Origin of the sequence: Nocardia asiatica NBRC 100129 (genome assembly GCF_000308415.1) — a bacterium.
GTDB lineage: Bacteria > Actinomycetota > Actinomycetes > Mycobacteriales > Mycobacteriaceae > Nocardia > Nocardia asiatica.
On the sequence record NZ_BAFS01000131.1, the window covers coordinates 1 to 24,929 of the forward strand.

22 protein-coding genes are annotated in these 24,929 nt (G+C 70.0%); 9 read left to right on the forward strand and 13 right to left on the reverse strand.

All coding sequences use genetic code 11. The features are described 5' to 3' along the window. Both scpA and meaB read left to right on the forward strand, forming a co-directional pair. Positions 1-1,657: methylmalonyl-CoA mutase (scpA, locus tag ON27_RS12645; protein ID WP_043724996.1), on the forward strand; the 1,657-nt coding region annotated here is incomplete at its 5' end. Beyond that, positions 1,654-2,694, forward strand: a complete 1,041-nt coding sequence (meaB, locus tag ON27_RS12650; RefSeq protein WP_051046484.1) for a methylmalonyl Co-A mutase-associated GTPase MeaB — start codon at positions 1,654-1,656, stop codon at positions 2,692-2,694. The genes scpA and meaB, both read left to right, overlap by 4 nt. Before the next feature lie 150 nt (positions 2,695-2,844). Here meaB and ON27_RS12655 read toward each other — a convergent pair whose 3' ends face one another. The 3 genes from ON27_RS12655 to ON27_RS12665 all read right to left on the reverse strand — a co-directional run bounded on the left by ON27_RS12655 (position 2,845) and on the right by ON27_RS12665 (position 5,931). Next, complete coding sequence (locus ON27_RS12655) at positions 2,845-3,804, reverse strand: endonuclease/exonuclease/phosphatase family protein (protein WP_043724997.1); 960 nt, start codon at positions 3,802-3,804, stop codon at positions 2,845-2,847. A gap of 193 nt (positions 3,805-3,997) precedes the next feature. Further along, positions 3,998-4,882, reverse strand: coding sequence for an amidohydrolase family protein (locus ON27_RS12660; protein ID WP_043725008.1), 885 nt, complete (start codon positions 4,880-4,882; stop codon positions 3,998-4,000). After that, the gene (locus tag ON27_RS12665; RefSeq protein ID WP_043725009.1) at positions 4,879-5,931 is read right to left on the reverse strand and encodes a nucleoside hydrolase; all 1,053 of its coding nucleotides are present in this window, start codon (positions 5,929-5,931) and stop codon (positions 4,879-4,881) included. The genes ON27_RS12660 and ON27_RS12665 overlap by 4 nt, the downstream gene beginning before the upstream one ends. 116 nt (positions 5,932-6,047) lie before the next feature. Between ON27_RS12665 and ON27_RS12670 the strand changes: the two genes are divergently transcribed. Then, complete coding sequence (locus ON27_RS12670) at positions 6,048-6,623, forward strand: TetR/AcrR family transcriptional regulator (RefSeq protein WP_043725010.1); 576 nt, start codon at positions 6,048-6,050, stop codon at positions 6,621-6,623. Here the strand turns inward: ON27_RS12670 and ON27_RS12675 are convergent. Beyond that, positions 6,620-8,206, reverse strand: a complete 1,587-nt coding sequence (locus ON27_RS12675) for an MFS transporter (protein ID WP_051046485.1) — start codon at positions 8,204-8,206, stop codon at positions 6,620-6,622. The two genes, ON27_RS12670 and ON27_RS12675, sit on opposite strands and share 4 nt — an antisense overlap. Before the next feature lie 86 nt (positions 8,207-8,292). Beyond that, the gene (locus tag ON27_RS12680) at positions 8,293-9,633 is read right to left on the reverse strand and encodes a CoA transferase (RefSeq protein ID WP_083887533.1); all 1,341 of its coding nucleotides are present in this window, start codon (positions 9,631-9,633) and stop codon (positions 8,293-8,295) included. Positions 9,634-10,210: 577 nt separating this feature from the next. On the opposite strand from ON27_RS12680, the gene ON27_RS44705 reads away from it, so the two are divergent. Beyond that, entirely contained in the window at positions 10,211-10,753 is a 543-nt protein-coding gene (locus ON27_RS44705; protein ID WP_043725011.1) for a hypothetical protein, read from the forward strand. 311 nt (positions 10,754-11,064) lie between these two features. Continuing rightward, a complete protein-coding gene (locus ON27_RS44710) occupies positions 11,065-11,826 on the forward strand; it encodes a thioesterase II family protein (protein WP_043725015.1) in 762 nt (253 codons plus the stop codon). Positions 11,827-11,854: 28 nt separating this feature from the next. On the opposite strand, the gene ON27_RS12695 is transcribed toward ON27_RS44710, so the two are convergent. From ON27_RS12695 to ON27_RS12705, 3 genes are all read right to left on the reverse strand, one after another. Beyond that, positions 11,855-12,229 (reverse strand): DUF2784 domain-containing protein, encoded by a 375-nt coding sequence (locus ON27_RS12695; protein WP_043725019.1) that lies wholly within the window; start codon positions 12,227-12,229, stop codon positions 11,855-11,857. A gap of 46 nt (positions 12,230-12,275) precedes the next feature. Next, positions 12,276-13,706 carry an SDR family NAD(P)-dependent oxidoreductase gene (locus tag ON27_RS12700; RefSeq protein ID WP_043725023.1) on the reverse strand — a complete coding sequence of 477 codons (1,431 nt, stop codon included), beginning with the start codon at positions 13,704-13,706 and terminating at the stop codon, positions 12,276-12,278. A 110-nt stretch (positions 13,707-13,816) separates the two neighbouring features. Beyond that, positions 13,817-14,743, reverse strand: coding sequence for an alpha/beta fold hydrolase (locus tag ON27_RS12705; RefSeq protein ID WP_051046490.1), 927 nt, complete (start codon positions 14,741-14,743; stop codon positions 13,817-13,819). Positions 14,744-15,083: 340 nt separating this feature from the next. Between ON27_RS12705 and ON27_RS12710 the strand changes: the two genes are divergently transcribed. The 3 genes from ON27_RS12710 (at position 15,084) to ON27_RS12720 (ending at position 17,770) form a co-directional block, all read left to right on the forward strand. Further along, positions 15,084-16,229 carry an acyl-CoA dehydrogenase family protein gene (locus ON27_RS12710; RefSeq protein ID WP_043725026.1) on the forward strand — a complete coding sequence of 382 codons (1,146 nt, stop codon included), beginning with the start codon at positions 15,084-15,086 and terminating at the stop codon, positions 16,227-16,229. Next, positions 16,213-16,875, forward strand: coding sequence for a TetR/AcrR family transcriptional regulator (locus ON27_RS12715; RefSeq protein WP_043725031.1), 663 nt, complete (start codon positions 16,213-16,215; stop codon positions 16,873-16,875). Before ON27_RS12710 ends, ON27_RS12715 begins: the two co-directional genes overlap by 17 nt. Positions 16,876-17,014: 139 nt before the next feature. Next, positions 17,015-17,770 carry a DUF4190 domain-containing protein gene (locus ON27_RS12720; protein ID WP_043725032.1) on the forward strand — a complete coding sequence of 252 codons (756 nt, stop codon included), beginning with the start codon at positions 17,015-17,017 and terminating at the stop codon, positions 17,768-17,770. Between the two features lie 9 nt (positions 17,771-17,779). Here the strand turns inward: ON27_RS12720 and ligD are convergent, their stop codons facing one another. The 5 genes from ligD to ON27_RS12745 form a co-directional block, all read right to left on the reverse strand. Then, the gene (ligD, locus tag ON27_RS12725) at positions 17,780-18,781 is read right to left on the reverse strand and encodes a non-homologous end-joining DNA ligase (RefSeq protein ID WP_043725033.1); all 1,002 of its coding nucleotides are present in this window, start codon (positions 18,779-18,781) and stop codon (positions 17,780-17,782) included. Continuing rightward, positions 18,778-19,863, reverse strand: coding sequence for an ATP-dependent DNA ligase (locus ON27_RS12730; RefSeq protein ID WP_218002984.1), 1,086 nt, complete (start codon positions 19,861-19,863; stop codon positions 18,778-18,780). Before ON27_RS12730 ends, ligD begins: the two co-directional genes overlap by 4 nt. Before the next feature lie 125 nt (positions 19,864-19,988). Then, positions 19,989-20,384 (reverse strand): cold-shock protein, encoded by a 396-nt coding sequence (locus tag ON27_RS12735; RefSeq protein ID WP_373282764.1) that lies wholly within the window; start codon positions 20,382-20,384, stop codon positions 19,989-19,991. A gap of 38 nt (positions 20,385-20,422) precedes the next feature. Further along, a complete protein-coding gene (locus ON27_RS12740) occupies positions 20,423-21,523 on the reverse strand; it encodes an SPFH domain-containing protein (RefSeq protein WP_043725040.1) in 1,101 nt (366 codons plus the stop codon). A gap of 18 nt (positions 21,524-21,541) precedes the next feature. Beyond that, positions 21,542-21,775, reverse strand: coding sequence for an NfeD C-terminal domain-containing protein (locus ON27_RS12745; protein WP_043725044.1), 234 nt, complete (start codon positions 21,773-21,775; stop codon positions 21,542-21,544). A gap of 120 nt (positions 21,776-21,895) precedes the next feature. Here ON27_RS12745 and ON27_RS39830 point away from each other — a divergent pair, with 120 nt between their 5' ends. Continuing rightward, positions 21,896-24,922 carry a tetratricopeptide repeat protein gene (locus ON27_RS39830; protein ID WP_051046486.1) on the forward strand — a complete coding sequence of 1,009 codons (3,027 nt, stop codon included), beginning with the start codon at positions 21,896-21,898 and terminating at the stop codon, positions 24,920-24,922. Positions 24,923-24,929 lie beyond the last annotated feature (7 nt).

Sequence of the window (24,929 nt, forward strand, 5' to 3'; positions counted from 1 at the left end):
GGGCGTCGCGCCCGAGCAGCTGGCCGGAACCATTCAGAACGACATTCTGAAGGAGTTCATGGTTCGCAACACCTACATCTACCCGCCGAAGCCCTCGATGCGGATCATCTCCGACATCTTCGCCTACACCAGCGCGAAGATGCCGAAGTTCAACTCGATCTCCATCTCCGGCTACCACATCCAGGAGGCGGGGGCGACCGCCGACCTGGAGCTGGCCTACACCCTCGCCGACGGTGTCGAGTACATCCGCGCGGGCATCGACGCCGGTATGGAGGTCGACAAGTTCGCGCCGCGGCTGTCGTTCTTCTGGGCGATCGGCATGAACTTCTTCATGGAGGTCGCCAAGCTGCGCGCCGGGCGCCTGCTGTGGAGCGAACTGGTCGCGAAATTCAACCCGAAGAGCGCGAAATCGCTGTCGCTGCGCACCCATTCGCAGACCTCCGGCTGGTCGCTCACCGCGCAGGACGCCTACAACAACGTCGCGCGCACCTGCATCGAGGCGATGGCCGCCACCCAGGGCCACACCCAGTCGCTGCACACCAACGCGCTCGACGAGGCGCTGGCGCTGCCCACGGACTTCTCCGCCCGCATCGCCCGCAACACCCAGCTGCTGATCCAGCAGGAGTCGGGCACCACCCGCCCGATCGACCCGTGGGGCGGCTCGTACTACGTCGAGTGGCTCACCCACCAGCTGGCCAACCGCGCCCGCGCGCACATCGCCGAGGTGGAGGCGCACGGCGGCATGGCGCAGGCGATCGGCGAAGGAATCCCGAAGCTGCGCATCGAGGAAGCCGCCGCGCGTACCCAGGCGCGCATCGACACCGGTCAGCAGCCGGTGATCGGCGTCAACAAGTACCAGGTGGAAGAGGACCAGCAGGTCGAGGTCCTCAAGGTGGAGAACTCGCGCGTGCGCGCCGAACAGATCGAGAAGCTGCAGCGGCTGCGCGCCGAGCGCGACCCCGACGCGGTACGGCGGGCGCTGGCCGAACTGACCCGAGCGGCGGCCTCTTCCGAGGGCGGCATGGCGAACAACCTGCTCGCGCTGGCCATCGACGCGGCCAGGGCCAAGGCCACCGTCGGCGAGATCTCCGATGCCCTGGAGCAGGTCTACGGCCGCCACCAGGCGGAGATCCGTACGCTCTCCGGTGTGTACCGCGACGAGGCAGGAAAGGTCACCAACATCACCAAGGCGAGCGAGCTGGTCGAGGAATTCGCCGAGGCCGAGGGCCGCAGGCCGCGCATCCTCGTCGCGAAGATGGGCCAGGACGGCCACGACCGGGGTCAGAAGGTGATCGCCACGGCCTTCGCCGACCTCGGCTTCGACGTCGACGTGGGCCCGCTGTTCCAGACCCCGCAAGAGGTGGCGCAGCAGGCGGCCGACAACGACGTGCACGTCGTCGGGGTCTCGTCGCTGGCGGCGGGCCACCTCACGCTGGTGCCCGCCCTGCGACAGGCGCTGGCCGATGTCGGACGCCCCGACATCATGGTCATCGTCGGCGGCGTCATCCCGCCCGGTGACTTCGACGAGCTCTACCAGGCCGGCGCGGCGGCGATCTTCCCGCCCGGCACGGTGATCGCGGACGCGGCCATCGACCTGCTGAAGAAGCTCGGCGCCGAACTCGGTCACGAACTCGGCAGCGGCGCCGCGGCGGAATGAGCGAAGCGGGTTCCGCGCGGAAGGCCCCGAAGGTGGCCGCGCGCCGGAGGATCGACGTCGACGCCCTCGCCGCGGCGGTCCGTGCCAACGAGCGGGCCGCCCTGGCGCGGGCGATCACCCTGGTGGAGTCCACCAGGGCCGATCATCGGGCGCTGGCGCAGCAGTTGTTGCTGAAGTTGACGCCGGAGGCGGGCTCGGGCGCCGCGCCCTCCAACCGCGTCGGCATCACGGGCGTTCCTGGCGTCGGCAAGTCGACCTTCATCGACGCGCTCGGCATGTACCTGATCGAGCGCGGGCACCGGGTCGCGGTGCTCGCGGTCGACCCGTCCTCGACCCGGACCGGTGGGTCGATCCTGGGCGACAAGACCAGGATGGCGCGCCTGTCGGTGGCACGCGACGCCTATATCCGGCCCTCGCCCACCGCGGGCACGCTCGGCGGCGTCGCCAAGGCGACGCGCGAGACCATCGCGCTGCTCGAGGCGGCCGGATACGACGTGATCCTGGTCGAGACCGTCGGGGTGGGCCAGTCGGAGGTCACCGTCGCGAACATGGTCGACGTGTTCTGCTTCCTCACCCTGGCCCGGACCGGCGACCAGTTGCAGGGCATCAAGAAGGGCGTGCTCGAACTCGCCGATCTGGTCGCGGTGAACAAGGCCGACGGCAAACACGAGGTCGAGGCCAAGGCCGCGGCCAGGGAACTCGCCGGCGCGTTGCGCCTGATCCACCCGCACGATGCGCTGTGGCGGCCGCCGGTGCTGACCATGAGCGGGTTGGAAGGCAGTGGTCTGGACCGGTTCTGGGACACGGTGCTCGAACACCGCCGCGTGCTCACCGATGCCGGGGAGTTCGACGCGCAGCGCCGCCGCCAGCAGGTCGACTGGACCTGGACCATGGTGCACGACCAGTTGCTGCGCAGGCTCGCGGACAATCCGGAAGTCAAAGCCATTCGGGCGCAAGTGGAAAAGCAGGTTCGCGACGGCACCCTGACCGCCGCGCTCGCCGCCGAGGAATTGCTGCGGGCCTTCGACGGGCGCTGACCCGCCGGTCTCGGCCGTAGGCGAAACCGCGCCGTGCGGCCCTCCCTCGCGGGCGGCGCGACTGCGGGAACCTCGACCTGCGCGACGCGTTCGAGCAACGCATCCGCGACGTCTCCGAATCCGGCCATAGCCCGCCGACGGCCGCTGGGCTTACCGCTGCTTCTCGTGCAAGCGGACATGCGCTACCAGCGCGCGATGATCCGCTCCCGGGAGGCCGATGGTCTCCACCGCGACCGCGTGACCGCCTGCGACGAGGATGTGGTCGATACCCACCAGGGGCGGCCAGCGCTTGTCGGTCGGATAGGTGACCAGGTGCCCGGCGCCAGCCTGCTCGGCGGCATCGCCGAAGCGCCGGGACAGCAGCACGCGGAACTGCCGATGATCGTAGGTGGCGTTGAAGTCGCCGCCGACGATCGCCGGTCGATCCGCGGGCGATCTGCCGAGAATGTCGCGCAGGCGGGACAATTCGTCGGCCCAGACGCGCGTGCCGTACACCGGCGGCACCGGATGGAAGGCGTACACCGTGACCGGCCCGGTGCCCGGGATGTCGGTGGTGGCCGAAAGCTGGTTCAGCACGAACCCGTCGTACTCCACGGTTTCCGACAGGGGATGGCTGCTCCATATTCCCGTCCCGGCCGCTGTCCTGCCGGGCGAGAGGAAACGGTAGGGCAGCACCTGGTCGAGTCCGGCCCGGCCGAGATCCTCGACTGCCGCGGGCGTGAGCTCGTTGACGGTGAGCACGGCGACGCCGCGTGCGCGCACCTCGTCGACCAGCGCCCGCGGATCGGCTCCGTCGAAGAGGAGATTGGCCTGCATCGCCGTCACCGTCTGTCCGTGCTCGTCACCCGCGCGAGCGACATACAGCGGAGCTTGCGTCCACGCCGCGATGGCAACCACGACGGTCGCGACCGCCGCGCCGATCCAGTGCCGCATGGCCGCGAACGCCACCGCTCCCACGCAGGCGGAACTCATCAGATACGGCGCCCCCGAAGCCGCCAAGACCAACAATCGCGAAGACGACCCATTGAAGTGCAACGCGACCCCGGCAGCCCCGGCCAGTGCCGCGGTCCAGGCGAGCAAATGGACTCCGACCCGAAACGGCTTCACCATCACACCCGATACTCGAACACATCGGCGGCGCAACACGTATCGAGGCGGCGCCTTGGAGCACGGCTTCCGCTTCGGACGGCCGACGCCGATCGGCCTCGGCGGCGCGCTGCCCGCTCCATTCGACCGCGCCAGCTGAACGAGTCGACGCGCGAGGGGGAACGCGACGTGTTCACGCCCGCGCGAGGGCTCCGGATCACTCGACGCCGAACATTGCCGCCGCGTTGCCGTGGCACACCCGGCGCAACCAGTCGTCACCGAAATCGAGGCGTTCGAGCGCCTCGATCGAATGACGGTAGGAATGCGGGATATTCGGAAAATCGCTGCCGAACAGGATGCGGTCGGCGAAAGCGCGCAGCCTGGCGTGCTCGTGGACCGGGAAGGGCACGTCGACCTCGGCGAAATCGGTCCACACCATCGTGGTGTCCAGCCGCACTTCCGGATATTCCTCGGCCAGATCGAGGAACTCGGAGTACTCGGGCATGCCCATGTGCGCCACGATCAGCCGCAGACGCGGAAAGCGCCGCAGTACACCGGCGATCGGCTCCGGTCCGGTGTGCGCGCCCGGCGCCGGGCCGGAACCGCAATGGATGACGATCGGAATGCGGGCCTCTTCCAGCAGGCCCCATACCGGGTCCAGCAGCGGGTCGCCCGGGTGATAGCCGCCGACCTGCACGTGCGCTTTGAAGACGCGGGCGCCGCCCTCCACCGCCTCGCGGACGTAACTCGCCGCTTGCGGCTCGGGGAAGAACGTGGCGGTGTGCAGGCAATCCGGGGTGCTCGCGGCGAAGTCGGCGGTCCAACCGTTGAGCCACGCCGCCATCTCCGGCTTGTGCGGGTACACCAGGGCAGTGAACGCGCGGACACCGAAGCTGCGCAACGTTTTCAACCGGACCTCCGCGTCGGCGCGGTAGGTGATCGGCCACGCGCGGCCGGTCAGTGGTCCGACCGTGTCGAAATACGCCCACACCTTCCGCATCACCTGGTCGGGCATGAAATGGGTGTGGACGTCGATGATGCCGGGCAACCCCAGCCGGGCGCGCAGGGCCGACAGATAGGTCGCGTCGTCTGTGCCGGTCATCGGACCTCCTGAGCGGCGGGCGGGTGCACCGCCCGCGCGAAGTCGCCGACCCGGGCGATCAGGCGATCGAAGAACAGCCGTGGATCGGTGCCGATCACGATGTCGGCGTTGGGTTCCCGGCCCCACATGCCCGCCCAGTCCGCGACCGTGGTCGCGCGGGTGATGGTGCCCGCCAACTCCACGTCCACCGTCGCCGGGCGGGTGCGGGCCAATCCCGGATCCAGTGCCACCGCGGCAGCGAAAGGATCGTGCATATGAGCGAGATAGCCCAGGTCGTAGGCCTGGTGGAAATCAAAATAGAACCGCACGGCGTCGGTGACGTGCCGGACGATCGGATTGCTCGCCGCCGAGCGGGTCCCGGGCGGATCGGACGGCGCGACGACCTCCACCGGGAAGCTTTTCGCGCGCTCGGCGAGGCGTGCCAAGTGCTCCGGACGCATCTCGATGGTCTCGGTGATGTCGAGGGCGCAGACGATCGGCCTGCGCGGAGCGGGGACCGCGGCGAACGCGTCGAAGACTTCTTTCGCGGCCTCCGGGTCGACGTGCACGTTCCACTCGTTGGTCGGTGTGGTGTTGCCCGGATGGTTGAACGCGCCGCCCATGATCACCAAGCGGTCCAGCAGCAGTGGCAGGTCCGGTTCGATCCGCAAGGCGAGCGCGAGGTTGGTCAGCGGGCCGGTGCAGAGCCCGACGATCTCGCCGGGGTGAGCGCGCACCAGCTCCGCCCACATCCGCGCAGCCGACCTGGGTGAGAGGCGGCGGGCCGACGCGGGCAGCTCGGCGTATCCGATGCCTTGTGGTCCGTGTGTGTCCTCGGTGGTGCGCAGGGGGATCGCCAGGGGGTCGGGGGCGCCGAGCGCTACTTCGATCTCCGGCGCGTGGCAGACATCCAGCCAGGCCAGATTGTTGGCGGCCACCTGCGCCGCCGCTACGTTGCCCGCCGTGGCGGCGATGCCGGCGATCTCGGCTTCGGGGGACCCGAGCAGGTACAGCAGCGCGAGCGAGTCGTCGATGCCGGTGTCGACGTCCAGGATGATCTTCTGCCGCACGGCACGAGACTAGCGAGCCGGTGGGCGGGCGCGGCGTCGAGGTGCGGACAGCGCGGCGATCACGCGCCTAGTACATACGTCTAGTACGTCCGTCTAAGACGTTGTAGCCTTCGGGCATGGGAAATCGCGAGGATCTGCTGGCGGGAGCACGAAAAGTGATCATCGAGCGCGGCATCGCCAAGGCGACCGCCCGGGATATCGCGTCGGCGGCCGGGGTGAGCTTGGCGGCGATCGGCTACCACTTCGGCTCCAAGGACCAATTGATCACCGAGGCGCTGTCCGACTCCCTGGGTACCGCGATCGGCGACAGCATGGAGGCGAAGATTCGCGAGGGTAGCGGCGTCGCGCCATTGGCGGCGTTCGCCGCGCTGTGGAACGGCATGCCCGCGGTGTTCACCGAGAACCGCGACAGCATGCTGGCGAGCCTGGAGAACTTGGTGCGCGTCGCCCGGACCCCGGAATCGCAGAAGTTCTTCGCCCAGACCTTGCCCGGGGCCTACCAGGACATGGCGGACGGACTGCGCGAAGCCCACCCCCAGCTGACCGAAGACCAGGCCATGGCGATCGCCGAACTGTATTTCGTGCTCGTGCAGGGACTCGGTGTGTTGCAGACCATCGTCCCGGAAGCGAGCCTGCCGGACGGCGACCGCATGGCGCGGGCGGTCGCCGCGCTGGCCGGAATCGAGGATTAGTGCTCGCTCGACAGCTCCCCGGCCGGGATGTGGCGTAAACGAAGCACGGCTACCACCGAGAGCGCCAGAGCAGCCAGGGCGGCGACACCCGCCGTCACGTGCACCCCGTGCAGAAATGCTTCTCGCGCCGCCCGCAGTACCGCTTCGCCGAGTTCGCCGGGTAACGCCGCGGCGGTGTGCACCGCACCGCCCAGTGTGTCGCGCGCCGAGCGCCCGGCCTCGCCGGGCAGATCGGCGGGCAGCGAGCCGGTGAGATCGCCGCGATAGAGCGCGACGCTGATGCTGCCGAGAATCGAGATTCCCAGGGCGCCGCCCAGTTCCGCACCTGTTTCGGACACGCCGGCGGCCGCGCCCGCCTGTTCCTGCGGCGCCGAGCCCACGATCAGCTCGGTGGTGATGCCGAACACCGGGGCCAGTCCCAGCGCGATGATCACCGAGGCGACCAGCGCGAGCGGCACGCCGCCGGTGACGCCGAGCCGCGTCATCAGCAACAGGCCGACTGCCGAGGCCGCCAGGCCCGAACCGATGAGGTAGGCCGGGCGCACCACCCGGACGATCCGGGGAGCCAGCTGCGAGCCGACGATGAAGCCGAGCCCGGACGGAGCCATCACCAGACCCGCCGCCAGCGGCGACAGGCCGAGCACGAGCTGGAAGTACTGAGCGACGAACAGGAAGTAGCCGAAGGCGACGAACACGCCGACCACATTGATCAGCAGCGCGATCCGGAACGTGCCCAGCCGGAACAGCCGCAGGTCGAGCATCGGCTCCCGGCTGCCGAACTGTCTGCGTACGAACACCACGCCGACCGCGAGACCGGCGGCGATCGCGAGCAGCGCGGCGATGCCGAGCCCGTCCTGGGCGATCTTCTTCATGCCGAACACCAGCGCGATCATCGCCGCGACGCACAGCGCGGCGCTGAGCGGGTCCAGCCGCGCGGCCTGCGGATCGCGGTACTCCGGCAGCACCTTCGGCCCGAGGACCAGCAGCAACGCCATCACCGGGACCGCGAGCAGGAACACCGAGCCCCACCAGAACCGCTCCAGCAGCACGCCGCCGAACAGCGGGCCGACCGCGCCGCCCGCGGAGAACGCGCCGACCCACACCCCGACCGCGACCGACCGCTGCCGGGTGTCCCGGAACATGCTGAACAGCAACGACAACGTGGACGGCGCGAGCGTGGCGCCCGCGACCCCTTGCAGCGCGCGGCAGACGATGAGCAGTTCCGCGCTCGGCGCGAACGCCGCGACGATCGAGACCACCGCGAACGCCGCCGCGCCCGCCATGAGCAGCTTGCGCCGGCCGACGCGGTCACCGAGGGTGCCCATGGTGACCAGCAACCCGGCCACCATGAATCCGTAGACGTCGATGATCCACAGCAGCTGCGAGCTGGTGGGACGAAGTTCGGCGCTGATCATCGGCACGGCCAGGTGCAGCACCGTCATGTCCATGGCGTAGACCAGGCAGGCCAGGGCGAGCACGCCGAGCCCGATCCACTCGCGTTTGCCCGCCAGCGGTTCGGCGACGCGGTCGAGCGTGGTGTCCACGGCGCTGGTCCCTTCGGAAACGGTGTCGATGAGCGTCATGCCGGTCCAGACGACGCGAGAGACACCATTTCATCGCCCGCGACCGGGACGCCGCAAAGTATTTTCGCGGCGCTCCGGCCGGACGGTCAGCGCGCGGGCAGCGGCCAGGCGGGACGATCCGCGCCGTAGGCGGGCGCGGGCCAGGCGTAATCGGGGTACTCGGCGAGCACCGGCGGCGCGGTGACGACCTGTCCGTGCCGGACCACCTCCGCTGGGCTCGGCAGCGCGGCCTTGGGATGACTCGCTGTGCGATCCGGCGCGTCGAGCAGCCAGGCCGCGGTGCGCGCCAGGGCCACCCGCACGTCCCGCCCGACGCCGTCGTCGGCCCGCGCGACCAAGGCGTCGATCACGCCCGCGGCGAGCAGGTAACCGGACGCGTGGTCGAGCGCCTGCGCGGGCAGCGCCCCCGGGACGGCGGGCGCGCCCTCGAGGATCGAGATGCCGGAGGCCGCCTGCACGATGCTGTCGAAGCCGCGCCGTCCGCTCCAGGGACCGGACTCACCCCAGGCGGAGATCCGCCCGTGGACCAGGCCGGGACGGGCGGCGGCGCGCACGCCCGCGCGCTCCAGCGCGCCCGGCCGGTACCCGGTGATCAGCACGTCGGCGGCGGCGACCAGGTCGTCGATGCCGCGTGTGCGCAGGTCGACCAGCGTCGAGCGCTTGCCCTGACAGGTGTCGGCGAACTGCCAGGGAATCTCGGGCAGTTGCGGCGGATCCACCCGCAATACCTCGGCGCCGAGCAGCGCCAACGTCCGCGTCGCGACCGGACCCGCGATCACCCTGGTCAAATCGAGTACGCGCACTCCACGCAGCGGCTGCAAAGGCGCGGCGCCCGCCGGTAGCCCGGGCTCGCCGCGGTCGGCACGCGCTGTGATCGCCACCACCGGTCCCGCCGCGGCGGCCTGCCCCTCGGGGCTGGTGGTCCATTCCTCCTCGGTCCGCACGCGAACCGCGACGGCGCCGTGCGCGGCGGCCTGTTCCTCCAGGTCCGAGGCTCGGATCATGGCCATCTGGGCCACGATGAGGTCGGCCGGGGCGGACTCGGGCAGGCCGAGCACGGACAACAGCCGTGACCGGTGATGCGGATAGTTCGCGTGCGTGCGCACCCATCCGTCGAAGGTCGGGAAGAAGCCGGACAGATCGGCGAACGCCGTCGGGAACCGGCCGCCGATCCGTAGCAGACGCTCGCTGGCGAAAGCCGCGGTGATGCGGGCCGGATCGATGCGATGCGCCACCGGGTCGAGGCCGCGCGCGGCGCGCATGCGGTTCGCGGCCGTGGTCAGGGCTGTCACCGAACCGGCGGCCAGCGCCCAGACCGGTAGTGTCGCGGCGAGATTGCTACCCGGATCGGACGTGGGGGAGATACGCGAGGCGGTGACACCGATACCGGCCTCGTAGTCCTGGACGAGCCGTGCGTGCGTGTTCACTCGCTTCAGCCTAGTTGCCGGTTCCGGGAGGCCGGGTGTCGTGGTCCCCCCGACCGGAGCCGTTGCGGCCCCCGGTTTCCCGACCGCGCGGTCGTTCGGCGGCGTGACCTGCGGCGATCCGGATCGCGGCGGGGCGCCCCCCGCGTGCCGGTGCGCGGTGCCCCGATGCGGCGGGGCGATCGCCGGTCGGCCACGGCGTTCGTCCGGGCGGGTCGGCCGACGGCGCTCGCGCGGCGACCGCCGGATCGCCGAGGTGTGCCGCCGAGATTGCGGATGCGATGCTGACGAACTCGGAGTGTTCCGGACGCTCCCGCGGGCGGGGAGTGGCGGTGCCGGGCCGGCCTCGAACGGTACCCCTCGCGAAACAAACTGTCGGAGCGGACTTCTCGCCAGTGAGGATAGTGGTACGCGCCGAGGCCGGAGGAATTGGCCAGGATGACCCCATGCTGCACCGCAGCAGCCGGCACGGGATGCCGCGCCGATCCGATGACCTGTCCGTCACGTGCGGGCAGAGGGGCAGAGCATGGCAGGCCGCACCCGACCGCCGCGCGGCAGCCATATGTGAGGTCGAGCGACGATGACGAACGTCTATGCCGGAAGCGCGGAATACACCGTGCCGGTGATCAGGAAGAAGCCGAACTCTCCAGCGCAGGAGCGAGTCCCGGTATTCGGCAACGACATGCAGCCGCGCGCCGCTCTGATCCCCGACCGGGTCCGCGCCGCGCCGATCAAGCACGACTACGAGCTGATGGCCGTACAGGACGCGCAGAACGCGGGGTACCTGCGCGAGATCCAGGATCTCGCCGCCGAGCGCGCCGCGCTCGGAACCGCGGGCCACGATCAGGCGACGCGATTGCGCGTGGCGCAGCTCGAGACGGCGCTCGCGGCCGCGACGACGGACGCGGTGGCCGCGGGGGTCGCGGTGGGCGAAGTCGACCGCGCGGTGGAGTACGGCCGCGCCGGCGCCTACTGGGCCGACCGCCCGGCGCACCGCTACCTGGGCCGGATCGCCCAGTTGACCGACGAGATGGATTCTCGCACCACCGAACTGGCCCGCTACCGCCAGCGCATCGCCGAACTCGAGCAGCGGCTCGCGCGGACCCGGCTCGGCGAGCCCTGAGCCGGTTCCACCCGTTCGCGCGACCCCGGCGCGGAACCCGGCGTCCCGGACGGGGATGTTGCATCGGTGCAGGAGATCTTCCGGCCCGCGGGCGTCGAGGGGTGGGCGTATGCCCGACGCGTCGACTGTGGCGCCGCATTGACCGGCTTCCACCGTGCGGAAGTGTCGTCCGCCCTTTCCTCCGGTCCGCGGAGCGAAGACCTCGATCGGCGGCGGTTGGCCGGAGGAGACATCCACTCGACCGGTGTCGGCGACTACCGTGGTCTGATCCGGTTCGCGCCGGGACCGACGGTGGCGAAAGGAGCCCGAACGTGGCTGGAAACCTCACCGACTCGGCGTGGCTGCGCACGTTGCGATCCGCGGCGGTGGCGCGTCGGCACCTGCTGTGTTTCCCGCCCGGCGGCGGGTCGGCCACGGTCTACCGGGATCTCGCGCAGCGGTTCGGAGCGGATGTGGCGGTGTTCGCGGTGCAGTACCCCGGGCGGCAGGACCGGCTGGGCGAGGAGCTGATCACCGATCTGGTCGGTCTCGCCGACCGGATCGCCGGGGAAGTGCTCGCCCAAGGCCGCGTCGAGGGGCTGTCGCTGTTCGGGCACAGCATGGGCGCGACCGTGGCGTTCGAGACCGCGCGCCGGCTCGAGCGTGCCGGGCAGCCGGTGACGACGCTGTTCGTATCCGGCCGTCCGGCACCGACTTTCGAGGAGACCAAGCGATTGCACATGGCCTCCGACGACGAACTCATCGGCGACCTGGTGCGGCTGGCCTCCGACCCCGCGCCGCTCGAGATGTTGCGCGCGGAGCCGAGTCTCGCCGAACTCGTGCTGCCCGCCGTGCGTGCCGACTACCAGGCGGTCGAGACCTACCGCTACCAGCCGGGGGAGCCGCTGCGCGCCGGCATCGCGGCGCTGGTCGGCACGGAGGACCCGACGATGCGACCCGAACAGGCCGACGAGTGGCGGGCGCACACCGCTGCCGGATTCGACCGGGCGACCTTCCCAGGCGGCCATTTCTACCTGGACGAGCACGCCGCGCGAGTAGCCGGTTTCATCACCCGCCACCTGGCGTCCGCCTGAGTACGTACGAGCGCGCGCCGCGCTGTCTTCAACGGACGGCCGGAGCGGGCCGTTGGCGGAGCACCCACGCGTAACCGATCCAGGACGACACCACCAGAGCCGCCGCCAGTATGCGCACCGATCCGAGCGCGTGCTCGGGATAGATCACGCCGGTGAGGTAATGATCGATGAACCCGCTCGACGGCAGCCGCGCCAAGTCCGCGCGATCGCGCGCCCAGTTCTCCAAATGCGTGAGCGGGCAGTCGAACCCGGCCACGATCGTGCTGAATCCCCAGCAGACCGCGAGCAGGTGCAGCCAGATGGTGCGCCGGAAGCGCCACGCGAGAAAACCACCGGTCACCACGTAGGCCACGAAGGCGAAGTGCGTGGCGGCGGTGGCATCGGCCAAGAGCCGGTACAGCACGCCTCCAGGGTAGCTTTCCCGGCGTGCGGATGCGCGGATCGGACTCCTACCAGGGGGAGGGCTGATAGTCCTTGAGGAAGCAGCCGAACAGATCGGTGCCGTTCTCGCCTTGCACGATCGGGTCGTAGACCCGCGCCGCGCCGTCGACGAGGTCCAGCGGCGCGTGGAAGCCCTCCTCGGCGAGGCGGAGCTTCGTGTAGTGCGGGCGTTCGTCGGTGATCCAGCCGGTGTCGACGGCGGTCATCAGAATGCCGTCCTGCTCGAACATCTCACGGGCGCTGGTGCGAGTCAGCATGTTCAACGCGGCCTTGGCCATATTGGTGTGCGGGTGCCCCGGGCCCTTGTAGGCGCGGGAGAACTGCCCTTCCATCGCGGAGACGTTCACGACGTACTTGCGGCGCGCCCGCGCGGCGGCCATCGCCGGGCGCAGACGCGAAACCAGGATGAACGGCGCGACCGAGTTGCACAGCTGCACTTCGAGCAGTTCGGTCGGATCCACCTGCGCGACGGTCTGCACCCAGCTGTTGGTGTGCGCGAGGTCCGGCACCAGGCCGCCCGCGTCGATCGCCACCCCGCGCGCGATGCGCTCGGGTGTCGCGGATCCCGCGACCAAGGCCAGCTCGGCGACGTCGGCGGCGGTCAACGCCGGGGTGAGCGAGGCGGTCAGCGCGGTCGGGTGCGCCTGCATGGTCTTGCCGAAACTCACCACCTCCGGCAGCGCGCCCGCGGGCAGCGGTCCGGATTCGGCCTCGACCAGCGCGCTGTAGGCGCCGGGGGAGCGGCGCACCGTCTGCGCGGCGTTGTTGATCAGGATGTCCAGCGGCCCCTGGGCGGCGACGTCGTCGGCCAGGGCGACCACCTGGGCCGGGTCGCGCAGGTCGATGCCGACGATGCGCAACCGGGGCAACCAGTCCGCGCTGTCGTCCATCGCGGCGAAGCGCCGGATGGCGTCGTTGGGAAAGCGCGTGGTGATGGTGGTGTGCGCGCCGTCGCGCAGCAGTCGCAGCGCGATGTACATGCCGATCTTGGCGCGGCCGCCGGTGAGCAGCGCCCGGCGGCCGGTCAGATCGGTCCTGGCGTCCCGCTTGGCGTGGCTGCCGGCCGCGCAGTCCGGGCACAGCTGGTGGTAGAACGCGTCCACCCGGGTGTAGCGCTGCTTGCAGATGTAGCAGGGCCGCGGGCGAATCAGCGTGCCCGCGCTGGCGCCGGAGGCGGTCGAGCTGATCGGGATGCCCGCGGTCTCGTCGTCGATCCGGTTCGGCGAGCCGGTGGCAGTGGCGGCGACCACGGCGCGGTCGGCGGAGGAGACCGCCTCGCGCGCTTCGGAGCGGCGTCGCTGCTTGAGCTTCTTGAACATGTGCCCGACGGCCCGCTGCACGAGCACCGAGTCCGGGTGGTCCTTCTCCAGCGTTCCGGCCTGCTCCAGGACTCGAAGACAGGTCGCGAGGTCTTCGGGATCGATCATGCTTTCGGCCATCGCGGCTGGGGACATCCTTCGTCGAGCGGGGTGGGCGACCGGCCCATTGTCGCAAACCCGCTCGCCGGGTAACCGCCCGGTTGCCTGTGCTCGTGCCGGAACGCCCGACCTCAGCTGCTGCGCGGGCTGATCGCCGCGCGGTCGGCGCGCAGATCGTCGACGAAGTTGGCGATCGCCTCGGCGACCAGCAGCGGTTCGGTGATCGGCAGCCAGTGATCCGCCGGGACGTCCCGCCGCCACAGCTGGTCGACCCAGCGCGCGGAGACGTCGTAGACGGCGGCCGGTACGAACGGGTCGGTGGTGTCGACCAGCAACTGGATCGGCACGGCCGTTCGCCGCACCCGCGGCCTGCGCAGGTGGTGCGGCAGGTTGGTCCGGGCGATGCGCGCGCCGGCGACCAGGTCGGCGCGCCAGGTCGGGGCGACGCGCGCGGGCAACGGCGAGATGCCGCCCAGCTGTCGCACCAGCAGGCCGCGCACGCGCGGCGGACAGAGTCTGCGAGCGATGGGGAGCGGCGTGAGCGCCCCGCGCAGCAGCCACCGGCCGAGATCGCCGAGTTCGCGGCCTGCCCGGGGCGCCAGGGCACGCAGCCACAGGCCCAGATGGTCGAGGTTCGGTCCGGCGATCGCGGTGAACGAGGCGACGCGGGTGTTGGCCCGCTCGTCGCAGACCGCCTCCCACAGCTGCACCGCGCCCCAGCCGTGCCCGCAGGTGTGCACCGGCTGGCGCGGGCTGGCGGCCTCGATCACCGCGAAGAAGTCCTCCGCCAGGCGATCGAGCCGGTATTCCGACAGGGGGCCGGACGTCTCCGAGCCTCCGTGCCCGCGCACGTCGTAGGTGACGACCCGGAAGCCGTCGGCCAGGAGCGCCGCCACCGTGGTCCACACGCGATGGGTGTCGGTGAGGCCGTGCACCAGGATCAACGGCTCGGCGGCCGCGTCACCCCATTCGAAGACGGCGAGGTCGGCGCCGTCGCGGTGGACCGTCCAGGTGCGGTCAGGGCGGGGCGTGTCGATGGTGTCGAGCGGTTGGGTCATGTCCTTGCCTCGTTCGCTGCCGGCTACCGATCCCATGGCACGTCGCCGTCGTGCCCGACGTCAGTAATTTCGATACGGACAGTACGAAGGATTGACCGCTGGGGGGAGAGGTGAAACGCCGAATTATGGCGCAGCTCACCAGCGGTATCGCCGCCCCGGGAGCGGCACTCGGCGATCCGCTGCCCGAGTCTGGGCCGTAGCTCGCCCGCGCGGTGGCCGACGGCCGTGCGGACCGTCCCCGGAGCGGCGTCCGTCGCTTGTTGACAACTCGCCAATAGTTCGGGAATCTGAGGGCGGAACCGGCGGCGGAGCCGGACCTCAGCGAGCAAAGGATCGAGCGATGGCACGCGCGGCGTGGAGTGACGACGAGGTCGAGGCGGTACGAGACCTGGCGAGGACCTTCTTCGAAAAGGAGGTCGTCCCCCATGAGGAGAAATTCGTCGCCCAGGGGCACCCCGACCGCGCGCTGTACAACCGTGCGGGCGAACTGGGCCTGCTGTGCCCCGCGATTCCCGCCGAGTACGGCGGCGGCGGAGGCACCTTCGCGCACGAGGCTGCCATCATCGAGGAGCAGGCGCGTGCGGGCGACGGGTCGATGGGCATCGCCGTGCACAGCTCGATCATCGCGCCCTACCTGCACGAGTTCGGCTCCGACGAGCTCAAGCGGCGCGTGCTGCCCAAGGCGGCCAGCGGCGAGATGGTGCTGTCCATCGGCATGACCGAGCCGGGCACCGGGTCGGACCTGCAGAACATCAAGACCCGCGCGGTGCGCGAGGGCGACGAGTACGTCATCACCGGCTCGAAGATCTTCATCACCAACGGCTGGCTCTGCGACGGCATCATCATCGCCGCCAAGACCGACCCCACCAAGGGCGCGGCGGGCGTCTCGCTGATCTTCGCCGAGGTCGGCGACGACACCCCCGGCTTCGAGCGGGGGCGCATCCTGAACAAGATCGGCGGCAAGGCTCAGGACACCGCCGAGCTGTTCTTCGACGGCCTGCGCGTGCCCGCGTCCAACCTGCTCGGCGGCAGCGAGGGCCAGGGTTTCTACCAGATGATGCAGATGCTGGCGCAGGAACGCTTGGTCACCGCCATCATCGCGGTCGCCATGATGGAGAAGGCCGTGCAGCTCACCGTCGACTACACCAAGGGTCGCGAAGCGTTCGGCAAGCCGTTGTTCGCCATGCAGAACACCAAGTTCGAACTGGCCGAGTGCGCGACCATCACCAAGGTCTCCCGCACCTTCCTGGACGACTGCATCACCAAGCACCTCCGCGGCGAACTCGACATTCCCAGCGCTGCCATGTCGAAGTACTGGTTGACCGATCAGCTCGGTATCGTGGTTGACCGCTGCCTGCAACTGTTCGGCGGCTACGGCTACATGACGGAGTATCCGATTTCCCAGCTCTACACCGGCGCCCGCGTGCTGCGCATCCTCGCGGGCAGCAACGAGGTGATGAAGGATCTCATTGCCCGGTCTCTCTGATACCAGGAGCGCGACCGCGGACGGTGGCGCCGACCCGGCGCTACCGCGCCGCCGCAGGCTCGAGCCCGACGAGCGGCGCGCGCAGATCCTCGCCTGCGCCATCGATATGTTCGGCGAGCGCCCGTACGCGGCCGTCTCCACCGCGGAACTGGCGCAGCGGGCCGGGGTGGCGCGCGGGCTGATCAACCACTATTTCGGCAACAAGCGCGATCTCTACCTCGCGGTGGTGCGACGGATGGTGACGCTGCCCAAGCTCGGCGATATGATCGTGCCCACCGGCTCCTGGCGCGAGCGTGTCGACGCCAGTGTGCGCTGGCTGCTGGACACCATCGCCGAACACGGCAGCACCTGGGTGAAAGTGACCAGCCACGAAGGGGTCGGTGACGACCCAGAGGTACAGCAGATCCTCGACGCCGCCGACGACGCGGCGGCCGAACGTCTACTGCTGATGGTGGGGCTCGCCGATTCGGCACACGATGCGGAACTGCGTGCGATGGTGCGCGCATACGGCGGGTTGGTCAAGGTCGCGGGCCGGGAATGGATCACCCGCGGCACACTCACCCGCGAACAAGTGCACGATCTGCTGTGCGACATGTTGCTCACCCTGGTCACCGAGTCGCTGCCCAAGGTCGATCGCAAGCAGTAACGCTGCGCGGCCGTAGCCGAACAAATATCGGACACTTCGGATCAACTTTTCGCGTCGCGCGTCCTATTCTGTCGGTATATCGGGGCGGGTCCGGGCGAATCCGAGGTTCCTGCGCGGTGCTGGTGTGGAGAGGACCTGGATGACACGGGCAGAACGGCGTGAAACGGATCGCTGGCCGCAGGCGCGGCCGGATGACCGCTGGTCGGAGCCGGAGCCCGACGGCCACTGGTCCGACGACGAGGAGGAGCGCTGGCCCGAGCAACCGCCGAGTCGCCGCCGGGCCGGACGCCTACGGGTGGAGATTCCGCCGATCGTCAATCCGTACGCGATCGTCGCGCTGGTGGCGGCGCTGCTGGGGCTGTTCCCGGTGGCCATCGTGTTCGGCTTCATCGCCTTCAGTCATCCCCGTGGCCGGGTCATGGCGATGTTCGCGCTGCTGCTCGGCGTCGCCGAGATCACCGCGGTGGCCGGGTTCGTGCTGCTGACCGGCAACTGGATGCCGGATCTGGTGAACCGCACCGCCACGATCGGGCCGACTGCCTCGGCGCCGGTTCCCACCACCGTCGAGCGCCCGGCTCCGGCCACCACCACCGCACCGAGCCCCGCCGTGACGACCACCCCGCAAGAGAGTCCCGGACCGGTGACGAAAGGAGCGGCCTGCACCGAGGCTCAGCTCGGACAGATCGGCAGCGCCGCCACCGGCGGCACCCTGATCTGCCTGACCACCTCCGGCGGCTACCAGTGGTCGGGCCCGCACACCGTGGCGACCGCAGTACAGCAGGCGGGCTCGAAGTGCGACGGCTCGGGCGCCAAGACCGGCCGCACCGCCGACGGTCGCGCGCTGGTGTGCGAAGTCAGCGGTCGCAGCGGCACGTGGGTGCTGTGGACCGAATAGCGGCGGGCGCTATTCGGGCTTCTTCGCGCGGCTCGGCTGCACCCGAGGCGGTTCGTTCGGCATTTTCGGATACTGCGGTGGCCACGGCGCGTCCATGAGTCCGGCCGCCATATCCCGCTCGGACATCTCCAGGAGCGGGGCGATGGACTGGGGGGCGCGGCCGGCCCACGGATCGCCCGACTCGGCGTAGCGTGCGGGAACGGTCGCGATGGTCAGTTCGTCGGGCGCCACCGAATCCAGATCCGCCCAGCTGATCGGCGTCGACACCTGGGCGCCCACTTTCGGCCGCACACACCAGGCCCCGAAAACCGTTTTGTGCGGGGCGTTCTGATTGAAGTCGATGAAAACCCGGTTGCCGCGTTCTTCTTTCCACCACTGCGCGGTGATGTCCTCCGGATACCTGCGCTCCAATTCGCGTGCCAGGGCCACCGCGGCCGCCCGCACCTGATAACCGTCCCACTTCGGCTCCAGCGCGGAGTAGAGATGCAAGCCCCGCGACCCGGAGGTCTTGACCCAGGATTCGATGCCGAGTTCGGCGAGCAGATCCCTGGTGCGTATCGCGGCGTGCCGGAGATCGGCGAAGGTTATGCCGGGAGAAGGATCGAGGTCGATGCGCAATTCGTCGGCGACTTCCAGGTTGTCGGCGCGGTTGGGCCAGACGTGGAAGCCGAGGCACCCCTGGTTCACCGCCCACAGGATATGGGCGAGATCGTGCGCGACGAGGGCGTCGCTGGTGGTGCCGTTCGGTGTGGACACCTCAACGGTGCGCAGCCAGTCCGGCGCGGATTTCGGCACCCGCTTCTGGAACCAGGATTTGCCCGAAGCCCCGTCCGGGTAACGCTCCAGCAGCAGCGGCCGTCCGCCGACCACGTTCAGGAACGGTTCGGCGATCGCCTGGTAGTAACGCACCAGATCGAGTTTCGTCTCGCCCCGCTTGGTGAAATAGACCTTGTCCGGATTGCTGATGGTGACGGTCCGGCCGTCGGTCTCGATATCCACGGATTCGGTCATCGCGCCGCGCCCTCGCCGAACAGCGTGCTCAATTCCGCGGGCGCGACTTCGTCGAGCTGACCGTAGGTACACGATTCCGGGGTCCGGTCGGCCCGGAAGCGCACCAGCCTGCCGCCGTGGCGCAGCCGCCCCGACTGCACGTGCTCGTAGCGCACCTCGGCGACCAGTTCCGGCCGCAGCGCCTCCCAGGACAGGTCCTTGCCGCCGGTCCAGCGGCTGACGCCGCCAGGCATCTTGCCGTCCGCCGCCGCCTGCGCCGCGGCGTCGGCCCAGTCCCGCCAGGGGTGGTTGTCCAGCGCGTTCGCCCGCAGGGGCGCCAGCTCCTCGACCAGTTCCGTGCGCCGGGCCGCGGTGAAGCTGCTGGCCACCCCGACATGATGCAGGCGGCCCGACTCGTCGAAGAGGCCCAGCAGCAGCGAACCGACTCCGGCGCCGTCCTTGTGCCAGCGGAATCCCGCCACCACACAGTCGGCGGTGCGCTCGTGCTTGACCTTCAGCATGACCCGCTTGTCCTGCAGATAGGCCAGGTCGTCGGACTTGACCATCACGCCGTCGAATCCGGCGCCTTCGAAACGGGTGAACCAGTCCTGCGCGACATCGGGATCGTGGGTGATGGGGGTGAGGTGAACGCGCGCGAGCGCGGTGTCCAGGATCGTCTCCAGCAGCCGCCGGCGCTCGGTGAACGGCTCGCCGGTCAGATCCTTGTCGCCGAGCGCGAGCAGGTCGAACGCCACGAAACTGGCGGGCGTCTCCGCGGCCAGCTTCGCGACCCGCGACGCTGCCGGGTGCAGACGGTTCTGCAGGGTGTCGAAGTCCAGTCCCTGCTCGGTGACCACCACGATCTCGCCGTCCACCACGCAGCGGTCCGGCAGCGCCTGCTTCAGCAGTTCGGCGACCTCGGGAAAATACCTGGTCAAGGGCCGGTCGTTGCGTGAGCCGAGCTCCACCTCAGCGCCGTCGCGGAAGACGATGCACCGGAAGCCGTCCCACTTGGGTTCATAGCTCAGCCCCGGCTCGCGCGGCACCGCGGGCACGGATTTGGCCAGCATCGGCCGCACTGGCGGCAGCACCGGTAGGTCCACGGATCCTCCTCGGGTTCGATCCTCACCCATACCGACGGCACGCGCCGAGCAAACTCATCGGTATGTGGCCGCGGTCTCGGCTCGATCGTAGGCGGCCGTCCCGACACCGACGTGGACTTCTCCGGTCAGCTCTCCAGCCAGCCGTGCTGATCGGCGAACGCGGTGAGCCGGTCGCGGATGGTGAGGATCTCGCCCGCGGTGAGCGCGGGGCTGGCGTCCAGGAGCAATTCGGTGATCAGGCGTTTGTGCTCGGCGACGGTGAGCTGTCCCGAACCGGGCCGGTCCTTGCCCTTGTGCCGGGCGGGCGGCGTTGGCGCGCCGCCGGCCAGGCTGAGATTGACCGCCTTCGGTCCGCGGTCGCCCTCGGTCACCTCGAATTCGAACACCCGTCCCTGCCGCAACTCGTCCTCGTCCAGACCGATGTCGTTGACGTGGACGAACACATCGGGTCCACCGTCCTCCGGCCGAATGAACCCGAATCCCCGAGAGCTGTCGAACGACACCAATTTCCCGATGGACACCAACACCCGCTCCTCGTCGCCGTCGCTACTCGGCCACTTTAACCCGCGTTTTCGCCGTCGTCGGAGGAAAGCGCCTTTTGCAGCGAATGGAAAACGGTCAGTCCCTGACCGACCATTCCGTTCACCAGTTCGCCCACTCCGTCGGGTCCGTTGAGCACGGTGAGATTCGCGTTCGCCAACCCGTTCGACGCCTGCTTCACGATTTCCGGAAGTTGTTCGATCAACAACTGGTCCAGCGCGATCCGGTTGTTGGACGCGGCCGCCGCGGCCTGGATACGGGTGCGGTCGGCCTCCGCCTCGGCCAGGATGCGCACCCGATCCGCCTCGGCCTGAGCGGGTTTGACGACCTCGGCCTGCAACTGCTGCTCACGCAGCTCGGCTTCCTTGCGCGCCTGCTCGGCCTGCGCGGTGAGCACCTCCTGCAACGCCATCGCCTCGGCGAGCGGGCCCGCCTGCGCCGCCTCCGCGTTGGCCTTGTCGATATCGCGCTGGTATTGCGCGCGCAGGATCGCCGTCTCCCGCTGATATTCCGCCTGCCTGCGCTGCGATTCCTGCTCAGCCTGGGCCGCCGCCTGCGCGGCCTGCGATTGCGCGATCTGCGCGTCGCGCTGCACGGCGGCATTGTGCGGGGCGGCGAGCGCGGCGATATAGCCGAGGTTGCCGTCGTCGATGGACTGGATCTGGAAGGAATCGACCCACAGGCCGATATTGCTCATCTCGACTTTGGACGCGACCAGCACTTCGTCGGCCAGTTTCTGGCGCTCCCGGATGATCTCCTCGACCGTCATCGAGCCGACGATCGAACGCAGGTGTCCGGAGAAGATCCGCCCGGTCAGCACCGACATCTCCCGCTCCTGCTCGGACAGGAAGCGCTGCGCGGCGTTCACGATGGACTGGGTGTCGTTGGCCACCTTGAACGCGATGACGGCGCGGACGTCGAGCTGGATCGCCTGCTTGGTGACGCAGCGCTCCTTGATCTCGGACTCGAACATCGCCAGCGACAGGTAGCGCACCTTGCGGAACAGCGGAATCACCCAGGCGCCACGCCCGATGATCACTTTGAACGGCGCGTTGTCGCGGCTCTTGGCGCCGCTGACCAGCATCGCCTCGTCCGGGTCCGGCACGTGATAGCCCAGCACTGCTGTCTCCCTTGCTTCTCAGGTCTCTCCGGCCGCGTCCGGGGTGAGCGGAATCCACGGGACGACGTCGACGACGCGCCCCGGATGGACCGCGATGACCAGCACGGCCGCGCCGGCCGAGATCGGCTCGGCGGCCCGTGCGATGTACAGCTCGGTTCCCCCACGAATCGCGACCAGGACCTCGCCCAGCATCCCGGCGCCCCGGATCGGCGATGTGAGCGTACCCGTCAAACCCACCACCGGGTCGGTCATCGCACGATCTCCTTCTCTGGCTCTCGGATCGTCACCCTACGTCCGGCACAGCGACTTTCGGTATGGGTCCGGCCCGACCGCAGGACGGGACGGCCGCGACGGCGCAGGTATGTTGCTTGCATGGGAGGACGGCTGGCGCTGGTGGTGGGGGCGGAATGCGCGGCGCTGGGAGAGTTGGGGTTCACCGCGGAACTCGCCACCGGCCTGTACGGGAGCTTGACCGGGTCGGGCGGTTGGCGGACGGCGACCGAACTCGACGGCCCGGTGCTCAATCCGACTGCCGCGCAATTGTTCGCCGCCGTCGACACGGCCTTCGCGGCGGCGTCCCAGCGGCAGGCCACGTTACTGCTGGGCTTCGTCGGGCACGGCGTCGCGACCACCGCCGAGGACTTCTACCTGCTCGGCCACGATTCGCCCGCCGACCCCAACTCGCACAACGCCTTCCACCTCACCCAGGAGATCAGGGAGCGGCTCGACCGGGCCGCGATCGACGGGCTGGTGCTGCTCGTCGACGCCTGCGAAGCCGGTCAGGGCGTGCAGGGCGCGGCGCGCCGGTGGACCGATCTGCTGGCCCAGTCCGGCGGCCGGATGGAACTGCTGGTCGCCTCGGGCGACGGGCCCGCGTACTCCGGATGCTTCACCCGGACCATGCTCGCCACCTTCGACACCGGACTGCCCCTGCGCGGGGAGAACCTGCTGCCCTCGGATCTGGTCGACCCGATCGCGACGCAGTGCACCTACCAGCAGCCGCAGCATCTGTCCTTCAGTTCCGGCGCGGTGTCGACGGCCGAGGGCATCGACCCGGGGCTGTGGTTGGTGCCGAACACCGCGCGCCACCGGGACGCGGTGAGCGGGCGCTCCGCCGCCGGGTTCGTCGACCAGCTGACCCGGCGTCTGCTGCTGACGCCCGACGTGCGCGAGCGCCTCGACGCGATAGTCGACGCGGGCAGTCACCGGCTGCGGGCGGTGCTGGGACCGGCGGGCGTGGGCAAGTCCACGCTGCTGGCGATGCTGATCCGCCCCAGCCTGGTCGACGGACTCGCCGTCACCCCGGATTACATCACCGCCGCGGTGTTCCTGACGGTGAACAGCTCGGTGGAAGCGGTCGCCGCGGAACTGGCCGCCCAACTCGGCGCACGACTACCCGGCTTCGCCGAGGCGGCCCGGGCGGCGCGGGCGCATCGGCCCAGGGACGAGTCCGACATCTTCGACATCCTGGTCCGCCGCCCGTTGGCGCGCCTGGCCACCGCGGGCCGCCGGGTCACCGTGGTGCTGGACGGACTCAACCAGCCACAGGAGGGCACCAGGCGGCTGCTCGTGGCCGCGATCGCCGATCTGACCACGCGTGCGGATCTCCGGCATGTGCGCGTGATCATCGGCATCCGGCCAGGGACCGGCGTCGAGGACGATCCGGAGCTGGCGCACATGCACCGGATCGATGTCGCCGAACCGGCGGCCGACGACATCGCCGCCGTGGTGGACTCGGCGCGCGGCACGGCGCCGCTCGGCCCGGTGGACTGGATCGGCTGGATCCAGCGGCTGCTGGCCGAGACACCGACCGCCGCGGGCGGTTCCCGGGTGGTCTCCGGCGGTTGGCTGCTGGCGGGCCTGCTGTTGGAGGTCGCCGCGGGGTTGACCGACGGCGCGGTCGCCTCCGGAATCGGTCTCGACCGGGTGATCGCCCTGCGAGTGGAAAAGGCGCTGCGCGGCGCGGATCCCGAAACCACCAGCGCCACAGCGGTATTGCTCGGCGTACTGGTAGCGGCCGGAGTCGGCCCCGTGCTGCCGTTGGAGTTGCTGGACGCGGCCCTGCTGTCGCTCGGGGTCGATCTCAGTACCGCCCGCATCCGCGACGTCGCCGTGAATCTCGGCGCGCTGATCACCCGCAGCCATCCCGGCAGCGTCCGCGAGTCGCTCGGGGTGTCCCACAGCGGCTTCCTGCCCGCGCTGGCCGCGGAATGCCGTCGCCTCGGCGTGCGGCTCACCGACGCCCACCGGGCCCTCGTGGCGGCGATCCAGGCCGACGACACCGACCGGTCCGCCGACTACGCGCGGGGCGCGGCCGTTCGCCACTGCTTGGCCTACGGCGATTCCGCCTTGGCCATCGATTTCCTGATGAAGCTGGAGACCGGCAGGTCGGCCGACGATCGGGACCTGTGGGCCGCCTGGATGCCGGACTTCGTCGAAACACTCGGCCAGGACCATCTCGACACCTTCACCACGCGGGAACGGCGGGCCTACCATCGCGCCGAGAGCGGTGACCTGGTCGGCGCCATCGCCGATTTCGAGCACCTGCTCGCGGACCGGCTGCGGGTGTTCGGCCCCGACGACCCGGACACCCTGGACACCCGGGACCGCCTGGCCAGCTACCGCGCCCGCTGCGGTGACTACTCGGGCGCGGGCACGGAATTCGAGCACCTGCTCACCGACCAGTTGCGCCTGTTCGGCCCCGATCACCCCGAAACCCTGCGCACCAGGCGGAATCTGGCGTCCAATCGCGGCGATATCGGCGATTTCGCCGGGGCGATCGCCGGATTCGAACGACTGGTCGCCGACCGCGCCCGCGTGCAGGGACCGGATCACCCGGACACCCTGCGCACGCGCAACAGCCTGGCGTACTGGCGGGCCGACAGCGGCGATCTCGCCGGGGCTCGCGCCGAGTTCGAGCAACTCGTGGCGGACTGCCTGCGCGTCTTCGGCCCCGACCACCCCGACACGCTCGGCGCGCGCAACAACCTCGCGGCGTTCCGCGCGCGCAGCGGTGACCTGGCCGGGGCAGGCGCGGAGTTCACCCGCCTGCTCGACCATCGACTACGGGTGCTCGGTCCCGACCACCCCGACACGCTGCTCACCCGCGGTCGGCTGGCCACCTACCGCGCCGACAGCGGCGACCTCCCCGGCGCGATCACCGACCTGGAGAAACTGCTCGCCGACCGGCTCCGAGTGCTCGGCCCGGATCACCCGGACACCCTCGATACCCGCAACGACCTCGCCGCTTGCCGCGCCCGCAACGGCGACCTCGTCCGCGCCGTCGCGGAGCTGGAGGTTCTGCTGGTGGCGGAATTGCGCGCCCTCGGGCCCGCGCACGCCGCCACCATCCGGACCAAGAACACCCTGGCGTATTGGCGGGGTCAGTCCGGCGACTGACGGCCGG